This window comes from Streptomyces justiciae, assembly GCF_015163075.1.
Lineage (GTDB): Bacteria > Actinomycetota > Actinomycetes > Streptomycetales > Streptomycetaceae > Streptomyces > Streptomyces justiciae.
This window is the reverse complement of record NZ_JADDXU010000019.1, coordinates 143,738-165,772: the sequence shown is the minus strand read 5'-3', so window position 1 is coordinate 165,772 and position 22,035 is coordinate 143,738. Positions and strand designations below refer to the sequence as shown.

Here is a 22,035-nt window from a genome sequence, read left to right as displayed (position 1 = left end):
CCCCGGGCCCCGCCCCCGGGATTGAAAACCCCCCCCCCCGTTATCCGCCCCCCCCCCCCGCCCCCCCCCCACCCCCCCCCCCCCCCCCCGCCACGCCCACCCCCCTCAAGCCACCCGAGCCAAATCCGCCCGCCGAACCTCATGCACGACCGCCACCCCCGCCCCCAACCTCTCCAGCTCCTCCACCACGATCCGCCCCAGCCGCTCCAGCTCGTTCCCGAGTGACCCGGCGATATGAGGCGTGAGGAAGACGTTGGGCAGCCGGTACAGCGGCGACCCCGCGGGCAACGGCTCGGGCTCGGTCACGTCGAGCACCGCATGCAGCCGCCCAGAAACAAGCTCGTCCGCCAGCGCATCCGGATCCACCAACGCCCCCCGGGACGTGTTGATCAGCACCCCACCGTCCCGGATCAGCGCAAGCCGCTCCCCGTCCAGCATCCGATAGGTCTCAGGGATGTCCGGCGCGTGCAGACTCACGATGTCGCTGTGCCGCAACAAGTCTTCCAGCGAGACGAGTTGGGCCCCAAGTCCCGCCGCCTCAGCGGCGCTGACGTACGGGTCGTGCAGCAGCACCGTGAAGTCGAACGGCCGTAGCAGCTCCAGCAGCCGGCGCCCCACCCGGGACGCCCCGATGACCCCGACCCGGCGCCCCACGTTCCCGGTGTGGGCGGTCTCGGTCGGTGTCGGGTAGGCGTGGGTGTTTCTGAAGCGCTCGCGGTGGGCGAAGGTGTCCTTCCCGGCGAGCAGGATCATCGCGAGGGTGTACTCGGCGACGGGCAGGGCGTTGCCGGTGACCGCGCTGGAAACCGTGATCCCGCGTTCCCAGAGGGCGTCGCCGACGAGGGAGCGTACGGAGCCGGCGGCGTGCAGGACGGTGCGCAGGCGGGGCGCGGCGGCGAGGACGCCGGCGTCGAGGGGCGGGCAGCCCCAGCCGGTGATGAGGACCTCGGCCCGGGCCAGCGCGTCGGCGGCCACCGGGTCGGTGAAGTCCTGGACGACCAGGGCGGGGTCGAGGTCGGCCGCCTGGCGGAGCCGGTCCATGAGGGGCGCGGGGAACAGCAGGGGGAGGTGTACCGGATCCATCGCGAACACGGCCCGCGGCAGCTGGGGGCTGGGCATGAGTCTCCTGACGCGCTGAGTGGAAACAGTTTCAGAAAGCGCCTTCTACCGTAGATCTGTCGAGAAGCGGCGGTCAATCACTCGGTGGAGTCGGCGGCCTTCGGCGCGATCGCGGCTGACCTGGCGGATCTGTCGCGCTCGGCGTGCACACAGGCACCGACCCGGCGCTGAATCATCGGCGAAATCGGTTTCTCGCCCCGCCCGTACGGCCCACCCGGCGGACAGAAACCCCTGATGGGCGCCCTGACAAGCCCCCGGCTACCCGCTCACGCCACGGCAACCGGTTGCCCAAATCCCCCCGATCGTAGGCCCGCCGGACCCCTCAGCCCACCGCCCTCACAGTTTTCGAAAGTTCGTCACGCCCCTTGACGTGCCGTGCGTCCGGGTTGAAGCTCCCACCACCGCCGTAGAAACCGGTTGCCGAAACTTCGCACGCCACGTCTCACCCTCCGCGGAGCGTGCGCACACCCCCGTCCCGTCTCCGTCCCCTCGATGAAGAGAGTGGGTAGTTCATGCACACCGATGCCACCCGGGCCGGTGTTCCGTTGGGTCGTCGTCGTTTCCTCGCGCTGTCGGCGGGCGGCGCCATCGCCGGCGCGGCGGCGTTGAGCGGCTGCGCGATGCAGGTCTCCTCCGGCGTCAGCGGTTCCGGCGAGACCGTCACGGTGATGGTCAACTCCGGGGACATCCTCCCGGAACAGGTCCAGCAGGCGCAGAAGGCCCTCGGCATCAAGATCGCCCTGGTCAAGTACGACATCACCAAGCTGATCGCGATGCTCACCAGCGGCAGCCCGCCGGACCTGGTGCGCGGGGTGGGCGCCGTGGACCTGCCGTTCTTCGCGGCACGCGACGTGGCGGAGAACCTGGACCCGTACTTCGCCCGCAGCAGCGTCCTCAAGCTCGACGACCTCGACCCCGTGAACGACCTGTGGCGGTACGACGGCCGTACCCAGGGCAAGGGGCCGCGCTACGGCATGGCGAAGGACTTCTCCCAGGACTCCATGTACTGGTACAACACCGCGGCCTTCGACAAGGGCGGTCTCGACTATCCGTCGGAGACCGAGCCGGTCACGTACGAGGAGTGGCTGGACGACGCGAAACGCCTCGTGCAGCGCAAGAGCGGCCAGACCACCGTCTTCGGCGGCAGTTTCAACGGGCTGACCCGGGCCACGCTCCTGGCGACCATGACCGCGTCCGCCGGCGGCAGCCTCTTCAGTGACGACTTCTCCCGGGTCGACTTCACGACCCCCGAGGCCCGTAAGGCCCTGACCTGGTACGTGGACTACGCGAAGACGAAGGTGGGGCCGAGTCTCATCCAGCCCGACCCCAACGGCTGGGACGGTCCCACCTACCAGGCCGGCCGGATGGCCATGTCGAACTCCGGTTACTGGATGGGCGGCATGATCTACCCGGACAAGAAGCTGGCGCAGGTGTCCCGGCTGGCGCCCGCCCCGCTCTTCGCGGGCGGCCGGCGGATCAGTGCCTGTCAGGGCGGCACCGGTCTGTGGATGCCGCGTGGCGCGAAGAACAAGGACGCCGCCTGGCGGGTCTTCGAGTGGTTCTTCGGCGAGGAGCCGGCCAAGGCGCGTGCCTCCGGCGGCTGGGGCATCCCGAGCCTGAAGTCGCTGCGTTCCCTGATGCCTGCTCAGGAGGACTACCAGAAGCGGGTGTTGAGGGTGCAGGAGGAGGAGCTGAAGCATTTCTCGGTGGTCTCGTTCACCCCCTACTCCCGGGCGGACGCGATCGACGCCCTCTTCAACCAGATCGCCCCCGCCGCGATGAACGGCCAGATCTCCGTCGACACCCTCGCCGGGCGCCTGAACTCGGCCATCAACGAGCAGCTCAAGCGCGGTAAGGAGCAGGTGGGATGACGGTCGATCAGCTTCCCTCCCGTACGGACCGGTTCGCGGCCGGACGTGCACGGGCCACCGGCGCCCGCCGTTCCCGCGCCTCCATGACGGCCCGCAGGCACCGCGCGTTCTACCTGTTCACCTCGCCCTGGATCATCGGTTTCCTGCTGCTGACCGTGACGCCGATGGCGTACGCGCTGTGGCTGAGCTTCACCACGTTCGACGGGATCTCGCCCAACTGGAAGTACGTCGGCCTCGGCAACTACCGCGAGCTGCTGAACGATCCGGTCACCTGGGACTCCCTGGGCCGCGCGGGACTGTTCGCGGTGACCTCGGTGCCGCTGTCGATCCTCGCCGGTCTCGGGCTCGCCGTGCTGGTCAACCGGCCGCTGAAGGCACGCGGGTTGTTCCGCACGCTGCTCTATCTGCCCGCCGTGGTGCCGCCGGTCGGCGCGGGCCTCGCGTTCAAGCTGCTCTTCGATCAGAACTCCGGTGCCTCCAACGGGGTGCTGACCTTCTTCGGCATCGACGCGGTGCCCTGGCTCGCCGACCCCTACGCCCGGTACGTGTTGCTGATGACGGTGCTCTGGGCCGCCGGAAACGTCATGATCATCTCGCTGGCCGGGTTGCAGGACGTACCCAAGGAGCTGCACGAGGCGGCCAGGATCGACGGGGCGAGTTCCTGGCGGACCTTCCGCAGTATCACGGTGCCGCTGCTGTCGCCGGTCCTGCTGTTCCAGACGGTGACCGGGATGATCGCCTCGGTGCAGACCATCATGCCGCTGCTGCTGGCGCCGCTCGGTGACACGAGCGGTATCACCACGGTCCCGCAGTCCAACTACCTCTACATGATGCACGTGTTCGCGCAGTACTTCGCGCTCGGCCGCTACGGCTACGCCTCCGCACTGCTGTGGGTGCTCTTCGTCCTGATCCTCGTCGTGACCGGGCTCATCTTCAAGTTCACGTCCGGCGCGGTGTTCTACAACGTCGACCCGGAGGCGAAGAAGAAGTGACCGCCACCATCCTGCCGCCCAAGCCCTCCCAGGCGGCCACCTCCACCCCGTCCGGTGTCCGGGTGCGGATACGGGCCAGGCGTCTCGCCCTCTACACGGTCCTCGTCTCCGTCACCGGACTGTTCCTCGGCCCGTTCGGCTGGCTGGTCCTCTCCGGCCTGAAGACACAAGGGGAGTTGGCGGCCTCGCCCGTGCACTGGCTGCCCGACGCCTTCCAGTGGCACAACTTCGCGGACGCCTTCGACCAGATCGACTTCCTCGGCTACGCCCGCAACTCCCTTGTCATCGCCCTGATCTACGCCACCCTCGTCACCCTGAGCTCCGCCTGGGTCGGCTTCGGCTTCGCCCGTCTCGACGCACCCGGCAAGAAGGTGCTGTTCGGGGTGCTGCTCGGCTCGATGATGCTGCCGCAGATGGTCACCCTGCTGCCCACCTATCTGATCTTCGCCAAGCTCGGCATGGTGAACACCTACTGGCCGTGGGTGCTGTGGGGCCTGTCCGCGGCTCCCTATCTGGTGTTCCTCTTCCGGCAGTTCTTCGCGGGCATGCCGCGCGAGCTGGAGGAGGCGGCGATCGTCGACGGCTGCGGATACACCTCGATCTTCTGGCGGATCTTCCTGCCGCAGTCGTGGCCGGTGCTGTCCGCGAGCTTCATCATCGCCTTCACCTGGACCTGGGGCGACTACATCGCCCCGCAGCTGCTGCTGTCCACCGACCGCACCACGCTCGCCGTCGCGGTCATGACCGCCTATGTCAACGAGGGCGGTACGCCCGTCCCCGAACTCCAGGCCGCCGCCTCGGTGATGTACGTCGTCCCGATCCTGCTGATCTTCCTCGTCGCCCAGCGCGGCTTCGTCGCCGGCATGTCCACCAGCGGCCTCAAGTGACGGACGGCCTCAACCGCCGCTTCCGCGTGTGATCTCCGTATCTCTCATCTCCCCGCCTGCTGAAGGAACTTCTCCATGAACGACATCCAGAGCACCGGTCTGTCCCGGCGCACCATCCTCCAGGCCGCCGGCGCCACCGCCGCCGCGTACTCCCTGATAGGCGCGACGGCCGGCACGGCGAGAGCGGACGAGACCGCGTCCGCCTCCGCCTCCGCCGGCAAACTCGTCACGTACCCCATCCCGAGTGGCGTCCCCACCAACGCGAGCTTCTCCGTCAAGGCCCGTACGGCGGGCGGCGACTGGCAGACCATCCCCGTCTACCGCGCCCGCGCGAAGTGGATCAACGCGGACACCGGCAGCGGCCCGGTCTACAACTCCTCCGTCGCCACCTTCGACTTCGAGGGCACCGTCGAGGTCGCCGTCACCTCGTCCAAGGGCACCATCGCCTCGGCGAAGGTGCGTCCGCTGTCGTACGACACGAAGTACACGGTGTCCGGGGACACGGTGACCTTCACGCTCACCGAGCCGCGCAACCTCTCCATCGAGATCAACGGCGAGATCTTCGACAACCTCCAGCTGCACGCCAACCCGATCGAGACCCAGGTCCCGGACGCGGACGACCCCGACGTCCTCTACTTCGGCCCCGGTCTGCACACCACCACGGACAACGTGCTGAAGGTGCCCAGCGGCAAGACGGTGTACCTGGCCGGTGGCGCGGTGCTGACCTCTCGGGTGGAGTTCGTCAACGTGGAAAACTCGCGGCTGATCGGCCGCGGTGTGCTCTACAACTCGCCCAGCGGGGTGCTGGTGCAGTACTCGAAGAACATCGAGATCGACGGCATCCTCGTCCTCAACCCCAGCAGCGGCTACTCCGTCACCGTCGGGCAGTCAAAGCAGGTCGTCATCCGTGACCTGCACTCCTACAGCGCCGGTCAGTGGGGCGACGGCATCGACATCTTCTCCAGCGAGGACGTCCTCATCGAGGGCGTGTGGATGCGCAACTCCGACGACTGCATCGCGATCTACACCCACCGCTGGGACTACTACGGCGACGTCCGCAACGTCACTGTCCGGGACTCCACCCTCTGGGCGGACGTCGCGCACCCGGTCAATGTGGGCACGCACGGCAACACCGACGCCCCGGAGACGATCGAGAACCTCGTCCTCAGCAACATCGACATCCTCGACCACCGTGAACCGCAGATGGACTACCAGGGCTGCATCGCGCTCAACCCCGGCGACAGCAACCTGCTGAAGAACGTCCGCCTCCAGGACATCCGGGTGGAGGACTTCCGCTGGGGCCAGCTGATCAACATGCGGGTCATGTACAACACGAAGTACAACACCTCGATCGGCCGCGGCATCGACGGCGTGTACATCAAGAACCTGTCCTACAACGGCACCCACGCCAACCCGTCGATCATGGTCGGCTACGACGCCGACCACGCGATCAAGAACGTGACGTTCCAGAACCTGGTCATCAACGGCAAGACCGTCGCCAACGGCATGAAGAAGCCCGGCTGGTACCGGTTCGAGGACATGATGCCGGCGTACGCCAACGAGCACGTCGTGAACACCCGGTTCCTGAACTCCACCGAGGCGACCTCCACCGACAAGCCGGCGATCACCAGCCCCGAGAAGGCCACGGCCACCAAGAACCAGGTCTTCAACTACCTGATCACGGCCGACAACCTGCCCACCTCCTTCGCCGCGGAGGGGCTGCCGAAGGGCCTGTCGATCGACACGGCCACCGGTCTGATCTCCGGCAAGGTCCGGGACAACGTGGGCGGTTGCACCGCCACCGTCTCCGCGACCAACAGCGTGGGCACCGCCACGCAGACCGTCACCTTCACCGTCGAGCACGCGTGACCCGGCACCCCCAGTACCCGTAGAACCATGGAGTCACCCGTGCTTCCTCTCAGCCGACGGAACTTCCTCGGCGCGGCGGGCCTCGTGGCCGCGGCCGGCGGCGGACTGCTGTCCGCCTCCGCCGCGGCGGCCTGGGCCCAGGACGCCGACCTGTCCTCCCGCGCCTTCACCCACCCCGGGCTGCTGCACAGCGCCGCCGACCTCGCCCGGATGAAGGCCGCGGTCGCCGCCCAGGAAACCCCGATCTACGACGGTTACCTGGTGTTTTCCGCGCACGCCCGCTCGAAGTCGACGTACACGATCCAGAACACCGGTCAGATCACCTCCTGGGGCCGCGGCCCCACCAACTTCATGAACCAGGCCGTCGCCGACTCGGCCGCCGCCTACCAGAACGCCCTGGTCTGGGCCGTCACCGGCAACCGCGCGAACGCGGACAAGGCCCGGGACATCCTCAACGCCTGGTCGGCCTCCCTGACCATGATCACCGGCGCCGACGGTCCGCTCGGCGCGGGCCTTCAGGCCTTCAAGTTCGTCAACGCGGCCGAACTGCTGCGCCACACCGGCTACGACGGCTGGAGCGCGGCGGACATCGCCCGCTGCGAGGCGTCGTTCCTCGACGTCTGGTATCCGGCGATCTCCGGCTACATGCTCTACGCCAACGGCAACTGGGACCTGACGGCTATTCAGTCCATCCTGGCCATCGGCGTGTTCTGCGAGGAGCGCACCCTCTTCGAGGACGCGCTGCGGTTCGTGGCGGCGGGCGCCGGGAACGGCAGTGTCCGCAATCGCGTCGTCACCGACGCCGGCCAGGGCCAGGAGTCCGGCCGCGACCAGGGCCATGAGCAGCTCGCCGTCGGTCTGATGGGCGACGCCGCGCAGGTCGCCTGGAACCAGGGCGTCGACCTGTGGGGCTACGACGACCACCGCATCCTCGCCAACGCTGAGTACGGGGCGGAGTACAACCTCGGCGGCGACGTCCCCTTCACCCCCGACCTCGACCGCACCGGCAAGTACATCAAGACGGCCGTCTCCGACAAGGTCCGCGGCACCCTGCCGCCGATCTACGAGATGTACTACGCCCATTACGCCGGCGTCCGCGGCCTCGACACCCCGTACACCAAGGCGGCCGTCTTCCGCGGCACCGGTGGCACCCGCGTCGTCGAGGGCAGCAACGACGACCTGCCGAGCTTCGGCACCTTCGCCTACGCCGGAACGCAGGCCCCGTCCCCGACCGCGCCGACCGCACCCGCGGGCGTCACCGCACTGGGTGACGGCAAGAGCGTCACTGTGTCCTGGCTGCCGTCGGCGTGGGCCACGACGTACACCGTCCGCCGGGCGACTCGCCCCGAGGGGCCGTACGAGGAGATCGCGACGGCCGTCGACGGCACGACGTACACGGACGCCGACGCGCGCGGCGGGCGTACCCACTACTACACCGTCACCGCGTCCAACTCCCAGGGCACCAGCCCCGATTCGGGTCTCGCCGCCGCCTCCGCCGGGCTGCCCGAGCCCTGGTCCACGCAGGACGTCGGCGACGTGAAGATCCCCGGTGCCGCCGCCTTCGACGGGGAGCGGTTCGTGCTGGAGGCGTCCGGCACCGCCGACACCTACCGGCTCGCCCACCTGCCGCTGCCGGGGGACGGCACCGTCACCGCACGGATCGTGTTCCCCCTCAGCTCCCAGTACTCCAAGATCGGCGTCACCCTGCGCGCCTCCCTCGACGCGGACGCCGCGCACGCCTCGATGCTGATCCAGGGGCTGCCGCTGCACACCTGGAGCGGCGTGTGGAGCGTACGGCCTGAGGCGGGGGCGGCGATCTCGGCGACCGGCAGCACCCCCGTGCCGCCCTCCCAGCAGGACGCCCTCACCGTCAACGCGTCCTTCCCGATCTCCGGTCTTGGCACCCTGCCCGAGTCGGCGACGCCCCTGGAGGCGCCGTACGTCGAGGGCGCGGGCGACGGCTACCGGCTGCGCGCGCCCTACTGGGTGCGGGTGACCCGCAAGGGCCGCAGCTGCACCGGCGCGATCTCCCCGGACGGCATCCGCTGGACCGAAGTCGGTACCACCGAGGTCGAGTTGGGCCGCACCGCGTACGCGGGCCTCGCCCTCACCTCCTGCCTCGGCGTCGACGCGGAGTACGCCGAGACCGGCACCGGCGCCTTCGACAACGTCAGCGTCGTCTCCCGCACCGCCGGCACGCTGTGGACCGTGCCACGGCCCGGTCGGGCCGCCGCCGACCTGAAGGCCGTCACCGGCGCGGACGCCGTCCGGCTGACCTGGACCGACCCGGATCTCTCCGCCCGCTACAAGGTGCTGCGCGCCACCGAGGCAGACGGCCCCTTCGAGACGATCGCGACCTGCGTCGGCCCGGTCGGCTTCGGCACCCGCCTCCGATACACGGACGCCACCGGCACCCCCGGCACGACCTACCACTACGTCGTCGCGAAGACCAACAGCGCGGGCCGCGGCCCCCTGTCGGAAGCCGCCGCCGCGACGATGCCCACCCCCTCCGTCCCTCAACTCACCTCTTCCGGCACTGCGTTCGCGAACAGGGGGGACGCTTTCCGGTACCTCCTGCGCGGCTCGCACGAGCCCGTACGGTTCACCGCCGACGGTCTCCCGGACGGCCTGCGCCTCGACAAGCGCACCGGCCTGATCCACGGAACCCCCACCGAGACCGGCGAGTTCACGGTCACCACCAGCGCCGGCAACGCGTCCGGCGACGGCACCGGCACCCTCGCCCTCACCGTCGGCACACCCCCGCCCGCCCCCTGGACCTACGGCGACCTCGGCGACCCGGTCCTCGACGACCGCGCCTTCGGCACCCTCGGCGTGGCGGCGGTCGTGACACCCGGCAGCACCTCCTACGCCGACGGCACCTTCACCGTCCGCGGCGCGGGCACCGACCTCACCGTCAACAACCAAGGGATGACAGGCCAGTTCGTACGACGGCCCGTCACCGGCGACTGCGAGGTCACCGCCCGGCTCGTCTCCCGCACCGGCGCCACCGCCGACCGGGTCGGACTGCTGATGGCCAAGTCGCTGTCGCCGTTCGACCAGGCCGCCGGAGCGATCGTCACCGGCGGCACCACCGCACAGCTCATGCTGCGCAAGACCGTCGCCGGCGCGTCCGCCTTCTCCGGCACCGCCACGATCCAACTGCCCCTGCTGCTGCGGCTGAAGCGCGTCGGGACCGCCTTCGCCGCAGCGGTGTCCACCGATGACGGCGCCACCTGGACCGACCTCGCCACCGGCGAGATCCCCGGCTTCGGTGACGCCCCCTTCCACGTGGGCCTGGTGGTCTGCTCCCGCAGCCCGCTGGTCCGCTGCACCACGCAGTTCGAAGAGGTGATCGTCACCTCTCTCTAGATCCCCCCACGGATTGGAGAGCCGCTGTCATGAGCCGCACTTCCCCCCACCAGCACCTCCACGAAAGCGAGTTGAGCCGCCGCGGTCTGCTGAAGGCCGCCGGCGGTCTCGCCGCCGGACTCGCCGTCGCCGGTACGGCCGCCGTCAGCACCGCGGACGCCGCCCCGGCCACCTGGACCCACCCGGGCATGCTGCACAACGCCGGGGACATCAACCGCGCCAAGGTCAGGGTGGCCGCGGGCACCGACCCCTGGCTGTCCGGCTGGAACCGGCTGACCGCCAACTCCCACTCCCAGTCCACCTGGACGAACCGGGCCACCGCCACCGTCATCCGCGGCGGCACCGGCGAGAACTACGGACTCCTCTACAACGACATCGCCGCCGCCTACCAGAACGCCCTGCGCTGGCAGGTCGGCGGCACCGAGGCCAACGCCGTCTGCGCGGCGAACATCCTCAACGCCTGGTCCCGGACGCTCACCACGGTCACCGGCAACGCCGACCGCTTCCTCGCCGCCGGCATCTACGGCTGGCAGTTCGCCAACGCCTGCGAACTCATGCGCGGCTACAGCGGATTCGACCTCGCCGCGGCCCAGGAGATGATGGCGAACGTCTTCTACCCGCTCAACAACCAGTTCCTCACCGGCCACAACGACGCCTGCATCACCAACTACTGGGCCAACTGGGACCTGTGCAACATGGCCTCCGTCCTGGCCATCGGCATCCTCAACGAGGACGCCGCCAAGTACGACCAGGCCGTCACTTACTTCAAGTCCGGCGCCGGAAACGGCTCCATCACCCACGCGGTGCCGTACCTGTACACCGACTCCGACGGCTACGCGCTCGGCCAGTGGCAGGAGTCCGGGCGCGACCAGGGGCACACCGTCATGGGCATGGGCCAGATGGGCGCCATCTGCGAGATGGCCTGGAACCAGGGCGACGACCTCTACTCGTACGACAGCCGCCGCTTCATGAAGGCCGCCCAGTACGTCGCCAAGTACAACCTGGGCAACGACGTCCCCTACACCACCTACACCTGGGGCAGCGGCCAGAACTGCGCCCAGCAGTCACAGACCGTGATCGGCTCCGGCAGCCGCGGCCAGATCCGGCCCGTCTGGGCCCAGCTCCACTTCCACTACAACCGTCGCCTGTATCTGGACGACAAGTACATCTCGCAGATGTACTACAACCTCGTCGCCCCCGAGGGCGGCGGCGGTGACTACGGCAGCACCAGCGGAGGCTTCGACCAGCTCGGCTTCGGCACGCTCATGTACGCGAAGTAGCCCGCGGCAGCCGCGCACACGGCTGTCCCGCGGTAGCCGTGTCCACCGAATGGCCCTCGCCAGTGCCCGTGCACCGGAATACGAGCAGGGGCTGTGATGCTCTTGTGTTACCGGTGCACGAGCGCGGCGAAGGGCTGGTGGGCGCATGACGGCAGACCAGGCGAACCCCGTGGTCAGGACGCCCTACGGGGCCGTCCGCGGCCGGTACGAACGGGGTGTGGCGGTGTTCCGGGGCATCCCCTACGGGGCGCCGCCCTTCGGAGCGCGCCGGTTCCGGCCGCCACTGCCGCCCGAGCCCTGGGACGGGGTGCGGGATGCCGTCGCCTTCGGGCCGACGGCGCCGAAACCGCCGTACTCCGAGGCCTTCGCGCAGTACCTGTCCGACCCGGCGGTGCCCGGGGACGACTGCCTCAACCTCAACGTGTGGACACCGGAGCCGGGCCGCGGGGCCCGGCTCCCGGTCCTGGTCTGGTTGCACGGCGGGGCTCTGACCAGGGGTTCCTCGGCCGTTCCGGTCTACGACGGGCATGCCTTCGCCAGGGACGGCGTCGTCTTCGTCTCCGTGAACTACCGGCTGGGGGTGGAGGGCTACGGGCTGTTCCCGGACGCCCCCGCCAACCCCGGCCTGCGCGACCAGCTCGCCGCCCTGGAGTGGGTCCACCGCTCGGTGGAGGCGTTCGGCGGCGACCCCGCCCGCATCACCCTGGCGGGGCAGTCGGCGGGCGCGATCAGCACCGGTGCCCTGCTCGCCGCGCCGCAGGCCCAGGGCCTGGTCCGGCGCGCGATCCTGCAGAGCGGTCCGCCCGAGGCCGCCGACCGGGACAAGGTGCGGCGCATGGTGCGCCGGATGGCGACCCGGCTGAAGATCCCCGCCACCGCCGCGGCCTTCGCCGAGGTCGACCGCGAGCTGCTGTTGCGCACCCAGGCCGAGGTCGGCAAGCTCAGCAGCCCGGTGCTCGGCGGCCCCGCCTTCGGCATCGTCGTCGACGGCGACCTCGTCCCGCGCGACCCGCTGGACGCCCTGGTCGACGGGGACGCGGCCCGTGACGTCGAGCTGATGGCCGGCTGGACCCGGGACGAGTACCGGCTCTGGCTGGTCCCCGGCGGCCTGCTGGAACGCGTCGACCGGCTCGGCCCGGTCGCCCTCGCCGGCGCCATGGCCCGCTGCCACACCAGCCACGAGGTGCCGCGCGGCTACCGCGCCCTGCACCCCGACGCCGGCACCGCCGAGATCGTCGGCCAGATGGTCACCGACCACCTGCTGCGCATCCCCCTCCACCGGCTCGCCGACGCCCGCCCCGGCATGTCGTACGTCTACGAGTTCGCCTGGCCCTCGAACCTCCCCGACCTCGGCTCCTGCCACGCCCTCGAACTCGGGTTCGTCTTCGACACCGGGGAGAGCCCCGAGTCGGCCAAGCTGGCGGGCGACGGCGCCCCGCAGGAGCTGAGCGACGCCATGCACGGGGCGTGGGTGCGGTTCGCGACGGACGGCAACCCCGGCTGGCAGGCGTGGGACGCCACGCACCCGGTGCGGATCTTCGGCGACGGCGAGCCGCACCTCGCGTACGGCCCGCTCGACGCCGAGCTGGCCCTGTGGGCCCCCGACGTCACTCCCGCGGAATCCACACCCGCATCGCCCCCGGCCGCCGGTTCGCCCACGCGTAGTACGGAACTGCGGTCAGTGGTACGACGGCTTCGGCTCCCCGGCTCCGTCCGTCGGCCGTGACCACGGTGACCCCGCCGAGCAGCCCGGGGTCGTGGTGGGCGGCGAGGCGGGCGCCGTCGGGGAGGGTGAGATCCTCGAAGCGGAGGCCGGGCGCCTGGTCGACGGCCTCCAGACAGTGCACCAGCGGGCCGCGCTCGATCGCCACACAACCCCGTACGGCGTCCACGTAGGGGCCGGGGCGGGTCAGCCGGGTCTCCACCTCCAGGTCGAGGGTGAGGGTGTCACCGGGGTACCAGCGGCGCCGCAGCCGCAGCCAGCCCGGATGGGTCTCGGCGGGCGCCGCGCCGTCCGGGGCCGAGGCGGTGAAGTCCGTGCACCAGGAGGGGATGCGCAGCGACAGCGTCCAGTCGGCGTCCTCCGGCGCCTCCTCGACGGTCACCGTGATCCGCCCCTGCCACGGATACGCGGTCTCCACCCGGACCCGGCCGCCACCGGCCTCGTACACGCCCGTCGCGTACTGGTGCAGCTGGAGCCCCTCCGCGTCGCCGCTCGCCAGGTAGTGGGGGAGCGAGGCCAGCAGCCGCATGACGTTCGGTGGGCAGCAGGCGCAGCGGAACCACGGGGTGCGGCGGGCCGTCTTGTCCGGCTCGAAGGCGCCCTCGTACTCCTCGCGGACCTGGAGCGGGTTGACGTACAGCCAGCTGTCGCCGTCGAGGCCGACACCGACCAGGAAACCGTTGTAGAGCGTGCGCTCGACCAGGTCGGAGTACTTCGCGTCGCCGGTCAGCAGCGCCATCCGCCACGACCACTGGATCGACGCGATCGCCGCACAGGTCTCCGCGTAGGCGCGGTCCGGCGGCAGTTCGTACGGCTCCCCGAACGCCTCACCCTCGTGCCGGGCGCCGAGCCCGCCCGTCAGATACGTCTTCGACGCCACCATCGCGTCCCACAACCGCTCGGCCACGGCCCGCAGTTCACCGTCGCCGGTCTCCGCGGCCAGGTCCGTCACGGCCGCCAGCAGATACAACTGCCGTACGGCGTGCCCGGCGACGGACGTGGCCTCGCGCACCGGAGTGTGGTCCTGCCAATAGGCCTTGCCCAGATGCGCGTTGACCTCGGCGTCGAGCAGCCCGTATCCGCGCCGGTCCACGAAGTACCCGGCGAGGTCCAGCCAGCGCCGCTCCTCGGTCTCCCGGTACAGCTCCACCAGCGCGGTCTCGATCTCGGGGTGCCCGCACACCCCGTCGATCTCCTTGTCCGGACCGAACACCGAGTCCACGAGTACGGCGAACCGCTCGGCCACGTCGAGGAGTTCACCACGTCCCGTCGCCCGGTGGTGGGCGACCGCGGCCTGGATCAGATGGCCCGCGCAGTACAACTCGTGGCCCCAGCCCAGCTCCTGCCAGCGCTTCTCGGGGTGGGCGACCTGGTAGTACGTCTGGAGATAGCCGTCGCTCTCCTGGGCGGCGGCGAGGAGACCAGTCAACTCGGCTACCTTGGCGGCCAGTTCGGCGTCGTCCGGGGTGTCGGCCAGCTGCCAGGACGCCGCCTCCAGCCACTTGTGGACGTCCGAGTCCTGGAACGGGAAGTCGCCGGTGAAGGCGCCCTCGCCCGCCGCGGCGGCCCGCAGGTTGGCCAGGTTCCCGGCCGACTCCAGCCGGGCCGGGCCCTGCGGGATGCTCACCTCGGCGTTGGCTCTGCGCCGCTCGGCCCAGAAGCCGCCGGTGATGCGGGCGGCGGTCGCCGGGCGCAGCGCGCTCGACGCGCGGTCGGTGAGACGGATCGGGCCGGTGGGCATGCGCGGTACTCCCCGGATAGAAACCGGTTGCTGTCGCCGTGAGCATAGGAAACGTCCGGATCGACGACAAGGGGGTGCCATGGCCGTGCTACACCACGGCGACACGGGGCGGTCGTGGCCGTGCTATGCCGCGGCCTCCTCCACGGCCGCCACCGAGTTCCGCACCACCACATGCGTCCCCAGCAGCAGATGCTCGTCCGGCGTGTTCGGCTCGCGCCCCAGCGCGGTCCGTACCGCGAGCCTGCCCAACTCCTCGTAGGGAACATGCACGGTCGTCAGCGCCGGATGCAGATCCCGGGCGAACGGGATGTCGTCGTACCCGGCCAGCGACACGTCGTCCGGCACGCTCAGCCCCGCCTCGTGCAGCGCGGTGAGCGCACCCGCCGCGACCATGTCGGTGGCGGCGACCACCGCCGTGAACTCCAGCCCCCGCTCCAGGACTTGGCGCATCAGCCGATGGCCCGAGTCGCGGGTGAAGTCGCCGTGCAGGACCAGCTCGGGATCGGGTTCCAGGCCACGGGCGCGGTGGGCGGCGAGATAGCCGCGCTCACGGCCCTGGGCGGTGGTGTGGTCCGGCTTGCCGCCGAGGAACAGCACCCTGTGGTGGCCCTGCGCGAGGACGTACGCGACCAGGGCGTAGGCGCCGCCCTCGTTGTCGTACTCGATGACCGTCACCGGCGCCCCGGGGCCCAGCGGCGGACGTCCGCACAGCACCAGCCGGGAGCCGGCCGAGGCGAGGGAGTCGGCCATGCGGCGGGTGCGGTCGCGGTACTCGACGGTGTCGGCGCCACCGCCGACCAGGATCACCGCGGCGGCCCGCTGGGCGCGCATCATCTCCACGAACTCGACCTCGTGCCGGGCGTCACCCTCCGTGCTGCACACCAGACACAGATGCCCGAGCCGGGTCGCCTCGCGCTCCACACCGTGCGCCATCAGCGCGAACGACGGGCCGGTGATGTCCTCCAGCACGAACGCCAGCGTGGGCGTGCCGACGCCCGCGATCGCCTTGGCGCGCGCGTCGGCGACGTAGTCCATCTCGCGCACGGCTCGCAGTACGCGCGTCCGGGTCGTCGCACTCACGGGGTAGACCCCGCCGAGCACCCGCGACACGGTCGACGCGGACACCCCCGCGCGGGCCGCCACGTCACGGATGGTGCTCCGGCTGGTGTCCTCGCTCTTCCTGGTCATGCCCGGCCCCGTCCCTCTCCCCGCGCTCCGGCCCACCCCTCGGGAACTGCGGCAACACGACGGCAACCGGTTCCCGAAACGGAGGCTAGCAGCGAGCGACGAGGAGAGGGAGGGTGCGGACTACGCCTTCGGCGACAGCGTCCCCGCGATCGACGCGATCGCCTCCGGGCCCACCCGGCAGCAACCGCCGATCAGCCGCGCCCCGGCCCCCTCCCAGGCCAGTACCTCGCGGGGCTCGAAGCTGGAGCGGCCGTTCCAGGCACGGGCCTCGGCGTCCCAGGCCTCGCCGCTGTTCGGGTAGACCACGACCGGCTTGCCGGTGACCCGGGCCGCGATCTCGACCGCCGCGTCCACGTCCTCCGGCGCGCAGCAGTTCACGCCGACCGCGATGACCTCGTCCGCGTCGGCGGCCAGGGCGAAGGCCTCCTCCAGGGGCTGACCGGCGCGGGTACGGTCGCCCGCGACCGAGTACGACAGCCAGGCAGGCGTGTCCAGACCGCGCAGTGCCCGCAGCAGCGCCTGCGCCTCGTCGGCGTCCGGCACCGTTTCGAGGGCCAGGACGTCAGGTCCCGCCGCAGCCAGCACCTCCAGGCGCGGGCGGTGGAAGGCCTCCAGCTCGGCCACGCTCAGCCCGTACCGGCCGCGGTACTCGGAGCCGTCCGCGAGCATCGCCCCGTAGGGGCCGACGGACGCGGCCACGTACAGCGGGCGGGTGACGCCCTTCGCCTGCGCCTGCCGGGCCGCCTCGCGGGCCAGCTCCACGCTGAGGGACAGCAGCTCGGTGGCGCGGTCGTGGCTGATGCCGCGCTTCTCGAAGCCCTCGAAAGTGGCCTGGTAGCTGGAGGTGATCGCCACGTCCGCGCCGGCCTCGTAGTAGGCGAGGTGCGCCTCGGTGATCGCCTCGGGGCGTTCGGCGAGGAGACGGGCCGACCACAGCTCGTCGCTCAGGTCGTGGCCGGCGGACTCGAGCTGGTTGGACATGCCGCCGTCGAGGACGACGGTGCGGGTGGCTAGCGCCTGGGCGAGGGGTGTGGTGCTGGTCATGTGGGTGACAGTAGTCGGTGCGGCTACGGGGGTGCGTCTTGATGTTGGGGGCCGGGTGCGGGCCGGTTGTGGCTGGTTGCGCAGTTCCCCGCGCCCCTGGGGGGTGTCACTGCCCGGCGCTGTCAGTGTGCCGCGTGCCTTCCGCCCCCGCGGCGGCCCCGCCTGTAGCGCGTCGCCGGGACCGCCAAGCCGCCCAGGAGGCCCAGGCCCAAGGCGTACGGCCACCAGGCGAGCTTGTCGTCCTGTGCGGCGCCCGCGGTGTGGGTCACGTCGGCTGCGGCGGACGGGGTTGTTTTTGCTTCGGTGGTCTTGGCCGTGGTGGCGGTGAGGACGACGTCGTTGCCGTCTCCGCCCTTGTAGGTGATCCGGTAAGTGGTGTCCACGAGCTTGATCTTCGTGCCCTCCTTCAACCCGGTGAAGGCGCCCTTCGTCTTCGCGGTCCCCTTGTGGTCCAGCACAGTGATCTTCTTCGCGGGGTCCGACCCTGCCGCCGCCAGGTCGAGGTCCCCGGCCAGCCGGACCGCGCCGGTCACCTTCAACGGCCTTGCGCCCAGAACGAGTTCACCCTTCGCGCCCTGGGTGTACGCCCCAGCGACCGTGACGCCGCTCGTCACCACGCCCTCGTTCGTCACCGCCCCCTTCACCGTGCCCTTGCCGCTCAGCGAGGTCGCCACCCGCAGCCCCGCCGTACCGGCGTCGAGCCGTGCGCCGGGCGTGGTCAGCCGGATCGCCTTGCTGTGGCGCAGAGTTGCTCCGCCGCGCAGCGCCAGCGTGCCCTTCTTCACCGTCGTCGTGCCGGTGTACGTCACCGAGGTCCCCGTCAGTGTCGTCGTCGCGCTGCCCGTCTGCGTGAGCGAGCCGCTGCCGCTGATCCGGGGCAGGGCAAGGGACTTGGTCACGTTGTTCAGGACCAGCGAGCCGTCGTTGACGACCTTGTACAGACTGCCTGCGGTGTACAGCCCACCGTCGCCGCCCGCCCGGCCGCTGCCCAGCCGCAGCACCGCCCCCTTCTCGACGGTCGTGGAGCCGTCGTAGTACTGGACGGCCGCGAACGTGACGTCGTTGCCGCGCGTCCCGGCGATGACGATGTCCCCGGCGCCGGGCGCCGCGAGCGTGTCGTGGAACTTGCCGCCGCCGATGGGGGCGCCGAGGGTCACCGGGCCGTTGTAGTCGAAGGTGAGGAGGGAACGGGAGCGGGCGGCGAGGAGGTTGATGTAGACCGTCTCCGCCGTGCCCGGCATGAAGATCTTGTGCGTGGTGCCGTCGCCCCACTGGACGTCGGCGCCCTTGATGTTGGTGCCGCGCTTGTTGACGTTCTTGCGGGCGGGCGTCCAGTTCAGGGCCGGGTCGCTGAGGGAGGGGTCGGTGTCGCCGCCCTGGTCCGACCAGCTGTACTGGCCCCTGAGGATCACCTTGCCGCCGGGGCGGGACTGGACGTTGATGTCGCTGCCGTACTCGCGCTGGTAGAAGTCCATGCCCATCGTGACCGTCTGGCCGAGCGGGGTGTCCACGGTCCAGGTGCCCTGGTTGAGGACCTTGCGCATCCCCGGCAGGGAGGTCGCGTACTCCGGTCGTCCGGCGTTCGTCTGCGTGCCGTTGTCGATCACCCCGGAGAAGGGCCCTGACGTCACGTCCCATGTGGCCCAGAGGAAGCGCGGCTGGGTGATCAGGCCGGAGCCGCTGATGGTGCCCAGGTTGTAGGGGACGTTCTTCAGGGACAGCCTCAGGGTGCCGTCGACCCGGATGTTGTCCTGGTTGAGGCGGAAGGCCGGGGTGTTGTACGGGTAGTGGCCGATCACCCCGGTCGACCCGCCGTTGCCGTACTGGAGGGTGGCGCCGCGGGCGACCGTGATCGCGGGCGGGTCGGGGGTGGCGGTGGTGACGTACGGGTGGTTGCCGCCCTGGACCGACACCTTCTGCCGCTGCCGTGCCTTCGGGAGCGTGAAGTCGCTGTCCTTGGTCAGGATCAGCGTCCCGGTGCCGCGCACGGTGAGCGTGCCCTCGCCGCGGAAGACTCCGTCGTACGTCGTCGTCCCGGACGGCACGGTGACGACCGTGTCGCCGGTGAGCGTGACGTCCCGGCCCGCGAGCACGTCGGCGGTGACGTCCCGGCCGCCGGCCGCCCGGGCTGGGGGAGCGGTGGCGAGGAGGGCGGCGACCGCCGCGAGGGCACCGGCGGCCGCTGCTGTCTTGTGGGTATGGCTGCGCACGGGAGGGGAGACGCGGCGGGGCGGCGGGCGATAACAAAAAATCCGCCCCTGGGACGTGCCCCGCCACGCGCGCCGGACGCGCAGACAGAAAGCGCTCGCAGAAAGCGCCTTCTTTCGTCGCGTCCGACCCGTTGACCTCCCCTGTTGCCCGCCGTACCTTTCGGCTGTTCGCAATAACAACAGATGTTCTCAATATCGAACATCACTCTCAGGACACCCCACCCGAGAGGCAGTCCGTATGAGCCGCGTTCCCCCCGTCCCCGACCGACGACTGCTGCTGAAGGGTGCCCTGGCCGCGGGCGCCCTGGCCGCGACCCCCACCGTCGCCGCAGCCGCCCCGAGCCCGACCGCATCGAGCCCGAAGAAGGCAGCCCCGTTCGTGAACCCGCTCGTCCGCAACCGCGCCGACCCGCACATCCACCGGCACTCCGACGGCACGTACTACTTCACGGCCACCGCCCCGGAGTACGACCGGATCATCCTGCGCCGCTCCCGCACCCTGAACGGTCTCGCGACCGCCGCGGAGTCGGTCATCTGGACCAAGCACGCGACCGGCCCGATGGGCGCGCACATCTGGGCACCGGAGATCCACCGCATCGGCGGCAAGTGGTACATCTACTTCGCCTCCGCACCCGCCGAGAGCGTGTGGGACATCCGGATCTGGGTGCTGGAGAACGCCAACCACGACCCGTTCAAGGGCACTTGGACCGAACGCGGCCAGCTCAAGACCGCGTGGGAGACCTTCTCCCTCGACGCCACCACCTTCACCCACCGCGGCACCCGCTATCTCGCCTGGGCCCAGCACGAGCCCGGCATGGCCAACAACACCGCGCTGTGGCTGTCGAAGATGGCGAACCCCTGGACCCTGACGGGGCCTCAAGTGCGGCTGTCCACCCCCGAGTACGACTGGGAGTGCATCGGCTACAAGGTCAACGAGGGCCCGTCCGTCATCGCCCGCAACGGCCGGCTCTTCATGTCGTACTCGGCCAGCGCCACCGACTTCCACTACTGCATGGGCCTGCTGACCGTCGACGCGGACGCCGACCTCATGGACCCCGCGAACTGGTCCAAGTCGCCGACACCGGTCTTCACCAGCAACGACACGACCAAGCAGTACGGCCCGGGCCACAACTGCTTCACCGTCGCCGAGGACGGCCGCAGCGACGTCCTCGTCTACCACGCACGCCAGTACAAGGAGATCGTCGGCGACCCGCTGAACGACCCCAACCGGCACACCCGCGTCCAGAAGCTCGGCTGGCACGCGGACGGCACCCCCGATTTCGGCATCCCGGTGGCGGACACCACCGTCACGGACATGGAGGTCGCGTCATGAGACGTGCGTACGCGGTACTGCTCGCCCTCTGTCTGGCGCTCGCCGGCGCCCTCGTCACCGCCGGTCCTGCCCAGGCCGCGGCCCTCACCGTCCCCAACGGCGTCCAGTTCACGGACAGTTCGGGCAACGCCCTGCACGCCCACGGCGGCGGCGTCATCAAGGTCGGCTCGTACTACTACTGGTTCGGCGAGAACCGCAACGCCGACAACACCTTCAAGGCCGTCTCCGTCTACCGCTCCACCGACCTGAAGAACTGGGAGTTCAGGAACAACGTCCTGACCCAGTCCTCCGCCGCCGAGCTGGGCACCGCCTACATCGAGCGCCCGAAGGTCATCTACAACGCGTCCACCGGCAAGTTCGTGATGTGGATGCACAAGGAGAACGGCACCGACTACAGCGAGGCCCGCGCGGCCGTCGCCGTCTCCGACACCGTCGACGGCAGCTACACCTACCAGGGCAGCTTCCGCCCGCTCGGCCAGTACATGTCCCGGGACATCACCACGTACGTCGACACCGACGGCACCGGCTACATGGTCTCGGCCGCCAACGAGAACTACGACCTGCACATCTACAAGCTCAACGCCTCCTACACCGGCATCGACAGCCTGGTCGCCAACCCCTGGCCGGGCGGCCACCGTGAGGCCCCGGCGCTGTTCAAGCGCAACGGCGTCTACTTCATGCTGACTTCGGGCGCCACCGGCTGGAGCGCCAACCAGCAGCAGTACGCCACCGCCACCTCGCTCGCCGGACCGTGGTCCTCGATGGCGAACGTCGGCGACTCCACGACGTACAACTCCCAGACCGCGTACGTCCTCCCGATCACCGGGACGTCCGGCACCTCGTACCTCTACATGGGCGACCGCTGGGGCAACTCCTTCGGCGGGACCGTCCAGGACTCCCGGTACGTGTGGCTGCCGCTGACCTTCCCGAGCTCCACCACGATGTCCATGTCCTGGTACCCGGAGATCACCGTGGACACGGCCGCCGGCACCATCGGCGGGACGAGCGCCACGTACAACACGCTGATCGCGCGCCACAGTTCCAAGTGCGCGGACGTGGCCAACCAGTCGCTCTGGCAGGGCATCGCCATCAGCCAGTACACCTGCAACGGCGGCGGCAACCAGAAGTGGTGGTTCAAGGACCTCGGCACCGGCTACTACCAGCTGGTCGGCCGCGGCAGCTCCCTGTGCCTCCAGGAGAACGCCACCAACGTCACCCAGGAGAACTGCAACTCGGGTACGACCAGCCAGCAGTGGTCGGTGGTCACCTCGGGCTCGTACGTCACCATCAAGGCCCGCGCCACCGGCGAGTGCCTCGACGTGAACGGCGCGTCCACCGCCAACTCCGCCGCGATCATCACGTACACCTGCAACGGAGCGACCAACCAGCAGTGGACGCGCGGAACCTGA

14 protein-coding genes are annotated in these 22,035 nt (G+C 70.2%); 9 read left to right on the top strand and 5 right to left on the bottom strand.

Annotated features, from left to right (window positions below; translation table 11 throughout):
• Positions 1-105: 105 nt before the first annotated feature.
• Positions 106-1,119 (bottom strand): hydroxyacid dehydrogenase, encoded by a 1,014-nt coding sequence (locus IQ210_RS38700; protein ID WP_194083942.1) that lies wholly within the window; start codon positions 1,117-1,119, stop codon positions 106-108.
• A gap of 512 nt (positions 1,120-1,631) precedes the next feature.
• On the opposite strand from IQ210_RS38700, the gene IQ210_RS38695 reads away from it, so the two are divergent.
• The 7 genes from IQ210_RS38695 (at position 1,632) to IQ210_RS38665 (ending at position 13,113) form a co-directional block, all read left to right on the top strand.
• Positions 1,632-2,990, top strand: a complete 1,359-nt coding sequence (locus tag IQ210_RS38695) for an extracellular solute-binding protein (RefSeq protein ID WP_194083941.1) — start codon at positions 1,632-1,634, stop codon at positions 2,988-2,990.
• Positions 2,987-3,982, top strand: a complete 996-nt coding sequence (locus IQ210_RS38690; protein ID WP_194083940.1) for a carbohydrate ABC transporter permease — start codon at positions 2,987-2,989, stop codon at positions 3,980-3,982. The genes IQ210_RS38695 and IQ210_RS38690 overlap by 4 nt, the downstream gene beginning before the upstream one ends.
• On the top strand, positions 3,979-4,869 hold the full coding sequence (locus tag IQ210_RS38685) for a carbohydrate ABC transporter permease (RefSeq protein WP_390897457.1): 891 nt from the start codon (positions 3,979-3,981) through the stop codon (positions 4,867-4,869). Before IQ210_RS38690 ends, IQ210_RS38685 begins: the two co-directional genes overlap by 4 nt.
• A gap of 75 nt (positions 4,870-4,944) precedes the next feature.
• Positions 4,945-6,738: an Ig domain-containing protein gene (locus tag IQ210_RS38680; RefSeq protein ID WP_194083939.1), complete on the top strand. Its 1,794-nt coding sequence runs from the start codon at positions 4,945-4,947 to the stop codon at positions 6,736-6,738.
• Positions 6,739-6,777: 39 nt separating this feature from the next.
• Positions 6,778-10,107, top strand: a complete 3,330-nt coding sequence (locus tag IQ210_RS38675) for an alginate lyase family protein (protein ID WP_407699738.1) — start codon at positions 6,778-6,780, stop codon at positions 10,105-10,107.
• Positions 10,108-10,136: 29 nt separating this feature from the next.
• Positions 10,137-11,387, top strand: a complete 1,251-nt coding sequence (locus IQ210_RS38670; protein WP_194083937.1) for an alginate lyase family protein — start codon at positions 10,137-10,139, stop codon at positions 11,385-11,387.
• Between the two features lie 145 nt (positions 11,388-11,532).
• Positions 11,533-13,113 (top strand): carboxylesterase/lipase family protein, encoded by a 1,581-nt coding sequence (locus IQ210_RS38665; protein ID WP_194083936.1) that lies wholly within the window; start codon positions 11,533-11,535, stop codon positions 13,111-13,113.
• Here the strand turns inward: IQ210_RS38665 and IQ210_RS38660 are convergent.
• The 4 genes from IQ210_RS38660 to IQ210_RS38645 all read right to left on the bottom strand — a co-directional run bounded on the left by IQ210_RS38660 (position 12,995) and on the right by IQ210_RS38645 (position 19,293).
• Positions 12,995-14,851: a glycoside hydrolase family 127 protein gene (locus IQ210_RS38660; RefSeq protein ID WP_194083935.1), complete on the bottom strand. Its 1,857-nt coding sequence runs from the start codon at positions 14,849-14,851 to the stop codon at positions 12,995-12,997. The two genes, IQ210_RS38665 and IQ210_RS38660, sit on opposite strands and share 119 nt — an antisense overlap.
• 123 nt (positions 14,852-14,974) lie before the next feature.
• Positions 14,975-16,039, bottom strand: coding sequence for a LacI family DNA-binding transcriptional regulator (locus IQ210_RS38655; protein WP_194083934.1), 1,065 nt, complete (start codon positions 16,037-16,039; stop codon positions 14,975-14,977).
• A 120-nt stretch (positions 16,040-16,159) separates the two neighbouring features.
• Positions 16,160-17,083 carry a homocysteine S-methyltransferase gene (gene mmuM / locus IQ210_RS38650; protein WP_194083933.1) on the bottom strand — a complete coding sequence of 308 codons (924 nt, stop codon included), beginning with the start codon at positions 17,081-17,083 and terminating at the stop codon, positions 16,160-16,162.
• 122 nt (positions 17,084-17,205) lie between these two features.
• Complete coding sequence (locus IQ210_RS38645) at positions 17,206-19,293, bottom strand: autotransporter (RefSeq protein ID WP_194083932.1); 2,088 nt, start codon at positions 19,291-19,293, stop codon at positions 17,206-17,208.
• 238 nt (positions 19,294-19,531) lie between these two features.
• On the opposite strand from IQ210_RS38645, the gene IQ210_RS38640 reads away from it, so the two are divergent.
• Both IQ210_RS38640 and IQ210_RS38635 read left to right on the top strand, forming a co-directional pair.
• The gene (locus IQ210_RS38640; RefSeq protein WP_194083931.1) at positions 19,532-20,626 is read left to right on the top strand and encodes a glycoside hydrolase family 43 protein; all 1,095 of its coding nucleotides are present in this window, start codon (positions 19,532-19,534) and stop codon (positions 20,624-20,626) included.
• Positions 20,623-22,035: an RICIN domain-containing protein gene (locus IQ210_RS38635; RefSeq protein ID WP_194083930.1), complete on the top strand. Its 1,413-nt coding sequence runs from the start codon at positions 20,623-20,625 to the stop codon at positions 22,033-22,035. The genes IQ210_RS38640 and IQ210_RS38635 overlap by 4 nt, the downstream gene beginning before the upstream one ends.

What these genes read in the sequence shown, in the direction of transcription:
- IQ210_RS38700 (WP_194083942.1), bottom strand. Translation starts at nt 1,119, where the DNA reads ATGCCCAGCCCCCAGCTGCCGCGGGCCGTGTTCGCGATGGATCCGGTA.
- mmuM (WP_194083933.1), bottom strand. Translation starts at nt 17,083, where the DNA reads ATGACCAGCACCACACCCCTCGCCCAGGCGCTAGCCACCCGCACCGTC.
- IQ210_RS38660 (WP_194083935.1), bottom strand. Translation starts at nt 14,851, where the DNA reads ATGCCCACCGGCCCGATCCGTCTCACCGACCGCGCGTCGAGCGCGCTG.
- IQ210_RS38680 (WP_194083939.1), top strand. Translation starts at nt 4,945, where the DNA reads ATGAACGACATCCAGAGCACCGGTCTGTCCCGGCGCACCATCCTCCAG.
- IQ210_RS38695 (WP_194083941.1), top strand. Translation starts at nt 1,632, where the DNA reads ATGCACACCGATGCCACCCGGGCCGGTGTTCCGTTGGGTCGTCGTCGT.
- IQ210_RS38665 (WP_194083936.1), top strand. Translation starts at nt 11,533, where the DNA reads ATGACGGCAGACCAGGCGAACCCCGTGGTCAGGACGCCCTACGGGGCC.
- IQ210_RS38640 (WP_194083931.1), top strand. Translation starts at nt 19,532, where the DNA reads ATGAGCCGCGTTCCCCCCGTCCCCGACCGACGACTGCTGCTGAAGGGT.
- IQ210_RS38670 (WP_194083937.1), top strand. Translation starts at nt 10,137, where the DNA reads ATGAGCCGCACTTCCCCCCACCAGCACCTCCACGAAAGCGAGTTGAGC.
- IQ210_RS38655 (WP_194083934.1), bottom strand. Translation starts at nt 16,039, where the DNA reads ATGACCAGGAAGAGCGAGGACACCAGCCGGAGCACCATCCGTGACGTG.
- IQ210_RS38635 (WP_194083930.1), top strand. Translation starts at nt 20,623, where the DNA reads ATGAGACGTGCGTACGCGGTACTGCTCGCCCTCTGTCTGGCGCTCGCC.
- IQ210_RS38690 (WP_194083940.1), top strand. Translation starts at nt 2,987, where the DNA reads ATGACGGTCGATCAGCTTCCCTCCCGTACGGACCGGTTCGCGGCCGGA.